Consider the following 12,250-nt stretch of genomic DNA (forward strand, 5'->3'; position numbering starts at 1 on the left):
TGGTTTTAAGAGATGCAAATATATTAAAAACGGATGCAACAAAGCTTAAAAAAGGGCACGTAGTTGTATACTTCCAGTATGTATTGTATTCGAGCGTTCACTTTTTCTTCCTAAGTAGTTTAGATTTAAATTTAAAAATGAACTGAGTTTTTTGCTGAATAAAAGATTCCAAGTATAATTTTTACCAGCCTGTAAACCTTCTAGCATCTGATAAGCAACAGGGGTGTTTGTATCGCCTACAAAATCATTTATAAAGACATTGATACTCCCAGAAATTTGATGAGTATCACCCTTTAAATAAAAGTATTCCAATCCGAATTTTTGCTGCTTTAGCTCTTGGAATTCAGACAAATGATTCGCCTTGTTTTTGTAATGATAAAAAGCAGTAAGCCTATTGCTTGGATTGTATAGAAAACTAATTTTTGGATGTAGTTCCTTTGCATTAATTATATAATTCCTGTTGTTGAAGTTTTCTGTCTTTAATTCACTTTGTGTTACTTTTTCCATGAAATCAAACAGCCAAAAATCAGCAAATTTATGTGTGAAATCGAGTTGATTCGTTTTGGTGTTGTTGGCTTCTTTACCGATAAAATATTGCTGTTTATTCCGTAGTTTTCCAAAAGTGAAAGTAGTGCTGTATTTTTGTAAATTTCGATTAAAGTAGAAGCTATTCCGAAGGCTAAAATTTAAACTAATTAATTTGTCCTCGCTAAAATCGAAAGGGTTAAAATGAAACGAATTTTCAATTCAAGATTACTCATTTGAAATATTTAAGAAGCTTTCATTGCTGAAATGAGAAAGTGGTTGGTTCGTTCCTTTTTTATCTGTCCATTGCTTAAAGTCCAGTTTAACACCTTGTCTTAATTTTGCACGTTGTGTTGCTATAAAGCGGTCGTTGGGTTTGGGAACGCGCAAATAATTTGCTTGGTCCTGAAACTCGGCGACTTCGAATTCATCAAAATCTTGAATACCATCTGTATTGTAACCGATCCAAGTGTAATACCCCATTCCGGGAGCCGTTTTTATATAGAGGTATTCCTGACTTGCAACGGTACCCGAAGAGGTTTCATAGTGCGTTTTTAAATTGACGAAATTATTAAATATTTTCTGATTGAAAATGATCCTTGAATTTAATGATTCTTCGTTTTTAGAGAAGTTGTTTTCTATACGTCTGTAATTTCCATAAACTTGTAAGTTAGTTACTTGGTTATTAATCAAACTTTTATCAATGCAAAAAGACGGTCTATTATTAATCTCTTTAAATTTATTTGATCGTATGCTGTCGTTATTGCGGTAGTTAAAACCAAATTTAGCAAATACTTTTGCCGTGTCCCCAATGCCAAAATAGGTTTCGAACTCTTGAAACCGGTGACTTGTAGTTCTATAGTTTTTGGAGACATTATTTTTCTGCTATTTGTTTCTAAATTTGTAAATCTACTGAGCCAGTTTTTATTAAAAAAGTGCACTACCGTAGCTTTTGCTCTTAAAAAAAAGTTGTCTTTTAATGCAGATGTATTTGTTAAGAAGCTAGCATCGGTGGAAAAAGTGGTTTTCTTCAGTTTTATTTTTGATTGGATTTCGTGGGTGTTTCCAGCACAGAGATCCTCGTAGTCTAGGCGATTGTAGCGATATAATAAAAAGTCTTTTCTTTTATTCGTGAGACTTAATTCTGATTGAAAATAGTTTTTTGTTGCGTTGTTGGTTAATAAGTTCCAGTCTCTATTAAACTCTACAGGTTCCCATCGTTGCTCAGTTTTATAGTTTTTTTGTACGTATTAGTATTGGATGTTACTTCACAATTGCCATTTTTTGTCAAGTAGTACTTGCTGTCATCCTACCTTTGTGGCAAGGCCTGTATTCAGACGGTTGTCTAAAGAAGAAAATAAATTTGCATCTGTATTGCCAATCGCAATTTCAGAGGACAGCTTCGTTTTCTTGTTGGTTTCATACTCAGATTTAATAACAAAAGCTTGAGATTTCGTGGGCAGAATTAATCTTGTTATCGGTGCATAACTACCTTGATTTATGCCTATATACCTGTATACATTGCCAATTGCGCTACTGTTATTGACATCCAACGTATAATCGCCGGTCTTTGCACCTACGTTTGCGAAGGTTACCGCGAATAATGTATCCGTTGGATTTATTGAATATTCGAAATTTTCAGCAGCTCCATTTGTTGTTTTTTTATAAAGAATTTTGTTTTCATCAGAAGAAGCTTCAAAAGTATTCTCAGCGAACATTAAATCGGTGTTGTTTCCAGCATTTGCTAAAACTGCTATTTGTTGCGTAGTTACCGCTTGTTGTAAAGGTTGATTTTTAGCATCATTTTCATTGAAAAAAAAGCTGCTTATATTTAGTTTTTCCGTTTTGTAAGTTGCAGATTCGTAGGTGACAAAACGAGTATAGTTTCTATCTGAATATTGAAAATCAATCCAAATTCGCATATCATTTGTGATTGGAAAGGTGGTGTTAAAGGAGATTTCACCTAAATTATAATCAATGGTATATTGTTTGCTTTCTCCTTTTTCAATTAAGATTCCATTGATATATACCTGTTCGCTTCCGGCAATAATTATAATATTAGGTTCGTTATTGGAACCAACAATTTTATAAGGTCTGTGGTTGCCCTATTTGCCAACAATGGTAAAGGTGCTAAATTTCCCCCTCACAATGGCACCCGCAGCACTTACTTGTAAATGCTCATTTATTTTTGCTGCGACTTCTAGTCCTGAGGCTTGCCTTGTAAAAGGAGCAAAATAACTCTCCTGATTTTTTAGAGACAAGTCTCCAGCTTTAACCCGCCAATTATCTGAATTTATTTCAATAAAAATACGATCAAAATCATTTAGATTTTGGGGTATCCGTTCTCTTGAATGTGTATGTTTGTATCCCAAATATTAGCGCTTAACGTAACTTTGTCAGAGAGCTTTCCAGAAATTTCTATATCGAGTGCGGCGTTGGTAACCGCATTTTGATTTGTACCAGACGTAATTCCTCTAGAAATAAATCCTTTGGTTTGTAAGTCTTTGAATAGTTTTATGTCCGAAGGTTTTTTATTGGTAGTTAAACTGTACATTTTACCGGTATTTGTGCCATTAGGTAAAATAAGGTTCTCGTCGTAAGAGGTATAAGTCTTGGTAAGAAATTCTGGAAGACGAAAGTATTCTATGGTGATTTCTATATGTTTTTCTTTTTGTAGATACAGGGTTGCCCTATTAAAGTTTACATGGTAGGCAGTTTTCTTGATGGGTTTTAACAGACTGTCTAATACTTTAAAGTAGCTGGGGTTAATTGCAACAGAGTCAAATTGAACTGTATCCTTTTGGATGTATAGTTTCTGTGATCTAAATTCTGTGGATACGGTTTGAGAATGGACTGAAAATCCAAGAATCAAGAACAGAAATAAGATTTTTTTTTAAACATTTGCAAGCGGTACCTAGGCAACGTAAAAATAGTTTTTTTAATATGTAAATGTTTTAAAATAAAGAAAACTGTTTTATTGGATTCTTATACATTAATAGCCATTGTTTTGCCAAAGACCACCGGCATATCTAATATGTGATTTGTGAGAGCTAAGAACGCTATGACGTGGAATGACAATCCATAAGAGATTTTCGCCAATCGCAGTGGCGACTGTGCGAATGGTCTTTATATATTCTAGGGCCTCGCTTTGCATGCGGTAACTTTTGCTTTTTCCAAAAAATATTTTCAACATGCTTTTCCAAACTTTTACCTGAAAATCAGATTCTTTTAGGTTTACTGTAAGATTGAAATGCTTTCTTTGTCCTTGAAAATATGCTTCCAATTGCACAACACATGGCTGGAGATACAAAGGGGGTGTCCTTTTCATTAATTCCGACGAAGTATTGTCTTCTTGTAAAAAGTGTATCGATTGAATTCTATTAGGATTTCCAGTAATTCTTGCAATTCCAAAAGGTATTTTGTAGCAACTAGTGGGCAAAGTCAAATTATTTTTTTTTGATAAAAAGCGTCCTTCAATACGATGTGCAATGCCAATATGATTGATATCTTATTTTAATATTTGTGGAATAAAAGAGAAAGAAGTGTCTTTATGCGCATTGGAAAGGATCCTTTTGTGAAAATTCACGCTTGTCATTTTTTTTATATATAAATATAGAAAAAAGGTAAGATGTTCTTTTGTTGGTGTTTTTTCCTGGAAAGCGTGGTCCGTATACGTGCGACCTCTGCAATGTTTTTTGATATTGTTGTTTTTTAGAGGTCATACTTTTTGCGAATAAAATAACAAAATAGTACTTTTTATAACTTTCTTAAATACCAAACACATCCTTTGAGTTTTGTGTAGTAATGTTCGATATTTCTTCAAACGAAAGTCCATAAATAGCAATTAGTTTTTCAACAACCTTGGTAATAAATGCACTTTCATTTCTTTTACCGCGATAGGGTACAGGCGCTAAATAGGGGGCGTCTGTTTCTAGAACAATGTGTTGTAAATCTATTTCTTTTAAAAAAGTGTCAATTTTACCGTTTTTAAAAGTGGCAACACCACCGATTCCCAGCTTCATATTATACGAAATTGCTGTTAAAGCTTGTTCTTTTGTTCCGGTAAAGCAATGAAAAATGCCTCTTAAATCTTCTCCTTTTTCAGCTTCTAAAATTTCAAAAACTTCGTCAAATGCAGCTCTGCAGTGAATTATTATCGGAAGCTTTTTCTCTTTTGCCCATTTAATTTGAGTTTTAAAAGCTTCTTGTTGCGCTTTTAGAAAAGAGGTATCCCAAAATAAATCAATTCCAATTTCTCCAAGTGCACAAAAATCTTTTTTGTCAATCCATTCTTTTACATGTGCTAATTCTTCTAGATAATCTTTTTTCACGGAAGTAGGATGTAACCCCATCATTAAATAAACGTCTGAAGGAAAATCTTCTTCTAATTTGAGCATGCTTTTTGTGTACGAAGAATCGATTGCAGGAATAAAAAATCGAGAAACGCCAGCATCTTTTGCACGTTGTATCATCTCTTTTTGATCTTCATTAAACTCAGTAGAATATAAATGTGTGTGTGTATCTGTAATCATTTGAAGCTAGGATCATTTTTAGCAAAATTACAAATTAATCTGAGCTTCAAGACGTGTTGTAAAACATTTTATAAAACGTACCTTTGCGTAAAATTTTATAAGATGACTTTTGAAGATTTAGATTTATCAAATCAACTACAGTATGCAATTGACGACTTGGGTTTTGAGAGGCCAACACCAATTCAAGAACAGGCATTTTCTGTAGTCCGATCTGGTAAAGATGTGGTGGGAATTGCGCAAACAGGAACGGGAAAAACGTTTGCCTATATGCTACCGATTCTTAGAGATTTACCATTTTCTAAGCAACAACACCCAAGAGTTTTAATATTGGTGCCAACAAGAGAGTTAGTGCTGCAGGTAGTTGAGCAGATAACGCAACTGTCAAAATATATTAATACCCGTGTTTTAGGGGTGTATGGAGGTGCAAATATCAATACGCAAAGGCAAGCCATACAACAAGGGCAAGATATTATTGTGGCCACTCCAGGAAGGCTGTATGATTTAGCAATCAGTAATTCTCTAAAGATGAAGTCCATTCATAAATTAGTTATTGATGAAGTCGATGTCATGTTAGACCTTGGGTTTAGATTTCAGTTGATGAATATTTTTGATGTCATACCAGAGAAAAGGCAAAACATACTTTTTTCTGCAACCATGACTGAAGACGTAGATGCTTTAATTTACGATTTCTTTAAAAATCCAGAGAAGATCTCTGTTGCTGTTAGTGGAACACCTTTAGACAATATCGAACAAGTTTCTTACGCAACTCCTAACTTTTTTACGAAAGTAAATTTGTTACACACGCTGTTAAAAGATCGGGAAACTTTTCACAAAGTATTAATCTTTGTAGGTTTTAAAAGAACTGCAGATTTGTTGTTTAAGCATTTAGAAGAAGCTTTTAATGATGAAATATGTGTAATTCATTCTAACAAGACTCAAAACTATCGAATACGGTCTATCCGACAATTTGATGAAGGGAAGAATCGAATTTTATTGGCAACGGATGTAATGGCTCGTGGTTTGGATTTTGATAAGGTTTCTCATGTAATTAATTTTGACACTCCAGACTTTCCTGAAAATTACATGCATCGGATCGGTAGAACGGGACGTGCAGAAAAAGCAGGAAAAACAATTTTATTTTCAACACCGAAAGAGCAAGAAGCAAAAGGAGGTATTGAAGTATTGATGAATTACGAAATTCCGCTTTTAGAACTTCCTGAAGAGGTTGAAGTCTCTACCATGTTAACGGAAGATGAGCGGCCCAGAGAAGATCAGGGTATTTCTAAGAACAGAACGTCTCTAGAGTATGTTCCTGGCCCAGCTTTTCACGATAAAAGTGAGAAAAATAGTCAAGTAAATAGAGGTGGATCTTATCGAAGAGAGATTGCTATAAAATACAAGAAGCCAAAAACAAAAGGAGATAAAAATTACAACAAACACAATAAGAAAAAGAAGAAGTAATGCAGATTTTAACAGCTCAGGAATTGCACAACCTAGCAATGAATATTGTAGGAGAGAAGCTTAAAAAAATGGGTTATGAGTTTCAGGCAATTAATAGTACTCTAAAAAGACATCCGCAATTTGTTTTATTTAAAAAAGGATCACCTACTATTTTTGTCTTGGTAAAAGCCTCTAACAACATGCAAAGTCCAAATGATTACGATGTATTGTGGATGGAGACTTTTAAAAATCATGCAAAAAAACAGAATGCAAAAGTATGGTTCGCCGGCGTGGGAATTGCAAATTCAGAAAGTGTAGAAAACCCTGTTTTTAAAGACCAACCATATTATGTAGCTTTTGATGATTTTATTAAGATTTTAGAGTAGCTGAAGTGAGACCATTGGTTTTAAAATTCATGTTTTTTTGAACTTATTTCAATGTGTATGTTTTTGCTGGACAGAGATTGCAACTTTTGGAAGTTCTGCAATTTAATTTAATATTTTTTGGGATATCGTGTATTTAGTTTAGGTTATTGGTTCTCAAACATCCCTAACAGAAATCTTTTAGCTGTTTTAAATTAGAGTGAGATATTTGTTTTATTATTCTAAGTTTTAAAGAGAAGTAGCACTTGTTGTTGTTTTATCTAAATCAATATTCTTCAGTTTTAATTGTGTTTAATAGAATATTGATGTTAATCGGTTTTGTCAGGTAATTTTTAGCACCTAAATTCAAGCCAGTTGTAATATCTTCTGTTTCTGCTTTTGCCGAGAGAAAAATCAATGGAATGATTCTTGTTTTGTTATGGGTTTGTAATTTTTTGTACATTCCAAAGCCGTCAAGTTCTGGCATTAGAATGTCGGATATAATTAAGTTTGGAGCTTCTTTTAGCGCTACATCAAATCCAATGTTACCGTTATCGGCCTCAAAAACCTGGTATCCTTCCAATGAGAGAATATCGGTTAGTTCTTCTCTGATGACTAAAGTGTCTTCTACCACTAATATTTTAAACATTTTCTGCATTTTCTTTTCGAATTTTTACAATAAAAGAAGTTCCATTTTTAAAACTACTTTTTACCGTAATACTTGCTTTCATAATTTCTATTGCTTCTTTTACTATCGTTAAGCCCAGGCCTGTTCCTTGTATTAGCGCCACATTTTGTCCTCGGGAAAAAGGGGTAAATATGGTTTCAAGTTCCGAAGGGGAAATACCGATTCCAAAATCGGTCACTGTGATGATTGTATCGTTTTTTTCAGAGGAGAATTCAACTGAGATTTTTTCGCAGTTTGGTGAATACTTTATAGCATTACTAATAAGGTTGGTAAAAACATTTCGGCCTAATTTTTCGTCAATCGAAATAAAACTATTTTTTAAACCCTCTGTATCAATTAGCGTTATTTGGTGGGATTTATTATGTGAAAGATAGACTTCTTCAATAATTTCTTCAATAAATTCTCCAAGATGCATGGGTATAGGATTGTTTTTTAGTTTTCCAGCTGTTGTCTGACCTACAAGCAAAATATCATCTAATAAGCGGGTCATATGTAAAACCTGATCTTCTATTTTATGTAATTTTTTTTCAATTATGGGAGATTCCATTTTATTCCAGTATTTTTTGAGAGATCCGGCGGCAAAGTTTATTGCGGATAGGGGAGTCCGAAATTCGTGCGAGGCCGTTGAAACAAAGCTTGTTTTTAATGCATTTAATTCCTTTTGTTTTTCTAAGGCTTGATTTAATTTGAGCGTCCTTTCCTCCACTTTTAATTCTAACGTATTCCGATATCCTACTAGTTCGGTTATATCCTGTCCTACAGCTAACATACCAGTAATATTTCCTTTAGAATCTCTTCGAGTACTAGAATTTACCAAAAGTATTATTTCTTTGTTTTCTTTTGAGCGCGTTAAGAATTCAAAGCTCGAGGTCTGTTTGCCATTTAGTGCAAATTGAATTATCTGGACCGCATTTTTTTCACATTTTAAAGGAATTAAAGTGATCCAATCTTTTCCAAATACTTCTTCTTTTTTATATCCAGTAATTTTTTCAGAGGCCTGATTCCATTCGTTGACGAAACCAAGAGCGTTGATCCCAAAAACAGGGGTGTTTGAGGTTTCGATAAATTGTTTTAACTCTTTTACAATGGCAAATTCTTTGGCTAGTTTGTCTTTTTCTTTATTTGCGAGGATTAGCTCATCCGCGCGTTTGTCTTTCTCTTTATTTTGAAGTGCAAGTTGCACGTTGGCCCTGTTTAAATCATTTATTGTTGTGTAAACTTTTAATTTTTCCGCTTCTAATTTGTTTTCTAAGGCAACTTCAGTGGTATTACTTTTAGGAACAATAGTAAAAGAGACTCCGATTCTGTTTTCAGCAATTTTCCAGACAGTCACAAAATAATATTCATCAAATTGAGCCCCGTAACGCTTAAAACTAGTAGACGCTCCTGTTACATTAACAGCAGCATAGAGGGCTAAGTACTGGTCTTCTAGAACCTCAACAAGAGATGAGATTTTTTGGCCAATTAACGCTTCCTTAGATTTATTAAAAACCTTTGCAAAAGCTTGGTTTACATCTCTAATATAGTAATCGACAGCTCGGCCATGGTCATCATAGATGAGTTCTATAATTTCTAAACTATTAGACATAGAGTCAAAGAAACTATAGTAGTGAAGATTGTGGGAAGATCCTGTTTCAAGAACACCTAATAGTTTTAGAAATTTTTTAAACTTTTTGTTAGAAGACGAATTCATAGTTTTGTGCGCTATGGGTTAATACGAAGTCGGGACCTTGTTTTAACGAAATTAGACAGCTATTATTTAATTAGGCCTTCTCTCTGTAAGTTGTATATAACTTTTTAAAGTTTGTATAAGGCACGCTAAGTTAGTTGTTTTTTTACAACATATTAAAGTAGTTGTTTTTATTTTGTAGAACAAAAAAAAGCCACTTTAATACAGTGGCTTTTTAATGATGAGTAGAAACTAAAATTTACTTAGCATCTTGCTCTAAAAGATCAAAAAACTGACTTAATCTTGGCATGATTATAATTTTAGTTCTTCTGTTTTTAGATTTGTTTTCTGCAGTATCATTAGGGGCTAATGGAACGTACTGGCTTCTTGCTGCTGCAATTAAACGGTTTGGTTGTACACCAAACTTGTATTGTAAAATTCGTGTAATTGCGGTTGCTCTTAAAGCTGATAAATCCCAGTTATCTTGGATAATCTCTCTTTTGATTGGAGAAGAATCAGTGTGACCCTCAATCATAACTTCCATTTCAGGTTGATCATTGATTACTTTCGCAATCTTTTCCAAAACAACATAAGCACCATCGGTTACATTGTAACTTCCACTTTTGAATAATAATTTATCAGAAATAGAGATGAACACAACTGTTTTTTCAACATTTACTTCGATGTCTTTGTCTTGAATACCTTCTGTTAGGTTTTTAGTAAGGTGGTATTTTATAGCGAGGTTTATTGAATCTTTTTGAGTCATTGCTTCTCGTACACCATTTATGTATTTGTCTTTTTCACTTAACTGTGCAATTACAGTTTTAATATTATCCGAAGAAGATTGCGTTAAAACGGTTAAGTTCTCAACTTGCTTTAATGCATTTTTTTTATCGTCTTGTAGATATTTTACGCGTTCCTCTAAACTAAGAACTTCTTTTTCCTTGTCGATGATACATTTTTGTAAGTTCGATTTTACGGCTACTAACTCTTCCTGTGTTTTAGTTTTATCTGCCTGTAATGCAACAAATTCTTTTTTAGAAACACACGAGCTTACCAGAATTACAGAGAATAAAATTAAAGATAACTTCTTCATTATTTTTTGATTTAAGTTTATTATAGAGAACAAAGCTAACAAATTGGATGAACAAAAAGAACGATTAACAATAATTTGTGAGAAATATATGTGCTATTTTTGTTTTCTCTAATAATTCGCTATGAAATACTCTTATTCTTCTTTTTTTTTATCATTTTTATCATTTTTATCGTTTTTAGGTGTTCTATTTGTCATCTCCGCTTGTGAAAAAGAACAGGTTTTGCAGGACTATACACTAAAAGGAGCAGTCTTTGGAACTACATACAAAATTGTGTATTTAAAAGGAGCAACAAATTACCAAAAAAGTATTGATAGTTTGTTTTTAAAGATGAATGCATCCTTATCAACCTACATTCCTACTTCGGATATCTCTAAAATAAACAATGGAGAATCAGCCATAGTTGTCGACGCTTATTTTATGGAAGTCTTTGAAAAGTCGAAACGTATATTCAAAGAGACGGATGGTTTTTTTGATCCTACCGTGGGCAACTTGGTAAATGCGTGGGGCTTTGGACCAAAAAATGAAAAATTTGATTTAACAGCTGTTCAGGTTGCGCGTCAAATGCAGTTTGTAGGTTTGGATAAAGTGCATTCTTTGGAGGGGCGTATTGTAAAAGCATATCCAGAAATTTATTTAGATTTTAATTCGATTGCAAAGGGGTTCGGTATTGACGTAGTCGCGCGTTTTTTAGAAAGTAAAAATATAACGAGCTACTTAGTGGAAATTGGCGGTGAAATAAGAACCAATGGTTTCAAGGACTTGCAACAACCTTGGATCATTAAATTAGTGGATCCAATCGCATCGGAATTTAATTCGGGCTATAAGAAGATTAATCTATCAAATAAATCAATGGCAACCTCAGGAAATTATAGAAAATATAGAATTACAGATACTGGCAAGAAGTATGTGCATACGATAAACCCTAAAACAGGATATGCTATAGAAAGTACATTGTTAAGTGTTTCTGTAATTGCAGCAATGGACTGTGCCGATGTAGATGCATATGCAACTGCTTTCATGGCTATGGGCTTAGAGAGTACAAAGGCCTTTCTCGATAATAACCCAAAATTAGAAGTGATTTTGCTGTACGCAAATAGCACTGGAGATTTGGAAGAGTATACAAATTACAAAAGTAAATAATAGGGTTTTGTTGCGGGTTACAATTTATAACAAATTGGGAGTAGCTCTCCTTTCATTAAGCAGTAACGAACTTGTTTCTCTTTGGAAATGTTTTTGGTGTAATCAACGGCGTCAACTTTAAAACCAATCGCACGCAGTTTATCAAAGTAATCACGTCCATAAATGCGCACATGATCATATTGTCCAAATATTTTTGCACGTTCTTCTTCATTGGTAATTGTATCGTCTTCAAAGGTGATTGCGCGAGTGAGATCTTGGGGTATTTGAAAGACACCAAATCCGCCAGGTTTTAAAACTCTGTACAGCTCTTGCATTGCCTTGAAATCGTCAGGAATATGCTCTAAAACATGGTTGCAAAAAACAACATCAAATTCACTCCCTTTAAAAGGCAAATCGCAGATATCGGCTTTTACGTCGGCAAGGGGAGAGTAGAGGTCTGTTGTAATATAATCGAGATTTTTTTGTTTTCTAAAAAGGTCTAAAAAGCATTGCTCAGGTGCAATATGCAATACTTTTAATTTTCTTGTCGATGAAAAAAAAGTAGTTTTATCTTGTAAATAAAGCCACAGTAATCGATGTCTTTCAAGGGATAGCGTGGATGGGGAAAGGGCGTTTTCTCTTTGTTTACCGTAACCATAAGGAAGAAATTTTCGAAAACTTTTGCCGTCTATAGGATCTGTAAAAGTAGTTCCTTTCAAATACCTTGCGATGACGGGTCTTACCAAATAACTCGCTTTTATGAGCCAAGGTCTTGGTATTGTATTTAGAGCTGATTTAAAGAATTTATTTGACACAGA

The 12,250-nt window shown here is 33.8% G+C and carries 14 protein-coding genes and 1 pseudogene; 3 read left to right on the plus strand and 12 right to left on the minus strand.

Features of this window, described 5'->3' with window-relative positions:
* Positions 1-45: 45 nt before the first annotated feature.
* The 8 genes and pseudogenes from PI23P_RS05575 to PI23P_RS05610 form a co-directional block, all read right to left on the minus strand.
* Positions 46-507: a hypothetical protein gene (locus PI23P_RS05575; protein ID WP_004569777.1), complete on the minus strand. Its 462-nt coding sequence runs from the start codon at positions 505-507 to the stop codon at positions 46-48.
* A 246-nt stretch (positions 508-753) separates the two neighbouring features.
* Positions 754-1,218 (minus strand): hypothetical protein, encoded by a 465-nt coding sequence (locus PI23P_RS05580; protein WP_004569778.1) that lies wholly within the window; start codon positions 1,216-1,218, stop codon positions 754-756.
* A gap of 611 nt (positions 1,219-1,829) precedes the next feature.
* A complete protein-coding gene (locus PI23P_RS05590; RefSeq protein WP_004569780.1) occupies positions 1,830-2,447 on the minus strand; it encodes a hypothetical protein in 618 nt (205 codons plus the stop codon).
* 27 nt (positions 2,448-2,474) lie between these two features.
* Positions 2,475-2,609: pseudogene (locus PI23P_RS12935) on the minus strand (DUF8818 domain-containing protein); the annotation flags it as partial.
* 21 nt (positions 2,610-2,630) lie between these two features.
* The gene (locus PI23P_RS05595) at positions 2,631-2,897 is read right to left on the minus strand and encodes a hypothetical protein (RefSeq protein ID WP_018941910.1); all 267 of its coding nucleotides are present in this window, start codon (positions 2,895-2,897) and stop codon (positions 2,631-2,633) included.
* A complete protein-coding gene (locus tag PI23P_RS05600; protein WP_004569782.1) occupies positions 2,849-3,397 on the minus strand; it encodes a hypothetical protein in 549 nt (182 codons plus the stop codon). The genes PI23P_RS05595 and PI23P_RS05600 overlap by 49 nt, the downstream gene beginning before the upstream one ends.
* 120 nt (positions 3,398-3,517) lie before the next feature.
* A complete protein-coding gene (locus PI23P_RS05605) occupies positions 3,518-3,970 on the minus strand; it encodes a methylated-DNA--[protein]-cysteine S-methyltransferase (RefSeq protein WP_050751716.1) in 453 nt (150 codons plus the stop codon).
* Between the two features lie 322 nt (positions 3,971-4,292).
* Positions 4,293-5,057 carry a TatD family hydrolase gene (locus PI23P_RS05610; protein WP_004569785.1) on the minus strand — a complete coding sequence of 255 codons (765 nt, stop codon included), beginning with the start codon at positions 5,055-5,057 and terminating at the stop codon, positions 4,293-4,295.
* A gap of 102 nt (positions 5,058-5,159) precedes the next feature.
* Here PI23P_RS05610 and PI23P_RS05615 point away from each other — a divergent pair, with 102 nt between their 5' ends.
* Both PI23P_RS05615 and PI23P_RS05620 read left to right on the plus strand, forming a co-directional pair.
* The gene (locus tag PI23P_RS05615; RefSeq protein ID WP_004569786.1) at positions 5,160-6,518 is read left to right on the plus strand and encodes a DEAD/DEAH box helicase; all 1,359 of its coding nucleotides are present in this window, start codon (positions 5,160-5,162) and stop codon (positions 6,516-6,518) included.
* On the plus strand, positions 6,518-6,883 hold the full coding sequence (locus PI23P_RS05620; RefSeq protein ID WP_004569787.1) for a DUF8840 domain-containing protein: 366 nt from the start codon (positions 6,518-6,520) through the stop codon (positions 6,881-6,883). Before PI23P_RS05615 ends, PI23P_RS05620 begins: the two co-directional genes overlap by 1 nt.
* Positions 6,884-7,145: 262 nt before the next feature.
* Here the strand turns inward: PI23P_RS05620 and PI23P_RS05625 are convergent, their stop codons facing one another.
* The 3 genes from PI23P_RS05625 to PI23P_RS05635 all read right to left on the minus strand — a co-directional run bounded on the left by PI23P_RS05625 (position 7,146) and on the right by PI23P_RS05635 (position 10,312).
* Complete coding sequence (locus PI23P_RS05625; protein WP_238299981.1) at positions 7,146-7,508, minus strand: response regulator transcription factor; 363 nt, start codon at positions 7,506-7,508, stop codon at positions 7,146-7,148.
* A complete protein-coding gene (locus PI23P_RS05630) occupies positions 7,501-9,240 on the minus strand; it encodes a sensor histidine kinase (RefSeq protein WP_004569789.1) in 1,740 nt (579 codons plus the stop codon). The genes PI23P_RS05625 and PI23P_RS05630 overlap by 8 nt, the downstream gene beginning before the upstream one ends.
* Before the next feature lie 235 nt (positions 9,241-9,475).
* Complete coding sequence (locus PI23P_RS05635) at positions 9,476-10,312, minus strand: OmpA/MotB family protein (RefSeq protein WP_004569790.1); 837 nt, start codon at positions 10,310-10,312, stop codon at positions 9,476-9,478.
* A 121-nt stretch (positions 10,313-10,433) separates the two neighbouring features.
* Here PI23P_RS05635 and PI23P_RS05640 point away from each other — a divergent pair, with 121 nt between their 5' ends.
* The gene (locus PI23P_RS05640; protein WP_004569791.1) at positions 10,434-11,453 is read left to right on the plus strand and encodes an FAD:protein FMN transferase; all 1,020 of its coding nucleotides are present in this window, start codon (positions 10,434-10,436) and stop codon (positions 11,451-11,453) included.
* A gap of 17 nt (positions 11,454-11,470) precedes the next feature.
* Here the strand turns inward: PI23P_RS05640 and PI23P_RS05645 are convergent, their stop codons facing one another.
* The gene (locus PI23P_RS05645) at positions 11,471-12,247 is read right to left on the minus strand and encodes a class I SAM-dependent methyltransferase (RefSeq protein WP_238299982.1); all 777 of its coding nucleotides are present in this window, start codon (positions 12,245-12,247) and stop codon (positions 11,471-11,473) included.
* Positions 12,248-12,250 lie beyond the last annotated feature (3 nt).

This window comes from Polaribacter irgensii 23-P (assembly GCF_000153225.1).
Lineage (GTDB): Bacteria > Bacteroidota > Bacteroidia > Flavobacteriales > Flavobacteriaceae > Polaribacter > Polaribacter irgensii.

Coding starts and splice junctions, on each gene's coding strand:
- PI23P_RS05630 (WP_004569789.1), bottom strand. CDS start 9,240: ATGAATTCGTCTTCTAACAAAAAGTTTAAAAAATTTCTAAAACTATTA.
- PI23P_RS05640 (WP_004569791.1), top strand. CDS start 10,434: ATGAAATACTCTTATTCTTCTTTTTTTTTATCATTTTTATCATTTTTA.
- PI23P_RS05590 (WP_004569780.1), bottom strand. CDS start 2,447: ATGCGAATTTGGATTGATTTTCAATATTCAGATAGAAACTATACTCGT.
- PI23P_RS05615 (WP_004569786.1), top strand. CDS start 5,160: ATGACTTTTGAAGATTTAGATTTATCAAATCAACTACAGTATGCAATT.
- PI23P_RS05620 (WP_004569787.1), top strand. CDS start 6,518: ATGCAGATTTTAACAGCTCAGGAATTGCACAACCTAGCAATGAATATT.
- PI23P_RS05575 (WP_004569777.1), bottom strand. CDS start 507: ATGGAAAAAGTAACACAAAGTGAATTAAAGACAGAAAACTTCAACAAC.
- PI23P_RS05625 (WP_238299981.1), bottom strand. CDS start 7,508: ATGTTTAAAATATTAGTGGTAGAAGACACTTTAGTCATCAGAGAAGAA.
- PI23P_RS05635 (WP_004569790.1), bottom strand. CDS start 10,312: ATGAAGAAGTTATCTTTAATTTTATTCTCTGTAATTCTGGTAAGCTCG.
- PI23P_RS05610 (WP_004569785.1), bottom strand. CDS start 5,057: ATGATTACAGATACACACACACATTTATATTCTACTGAGTTTAATGAA.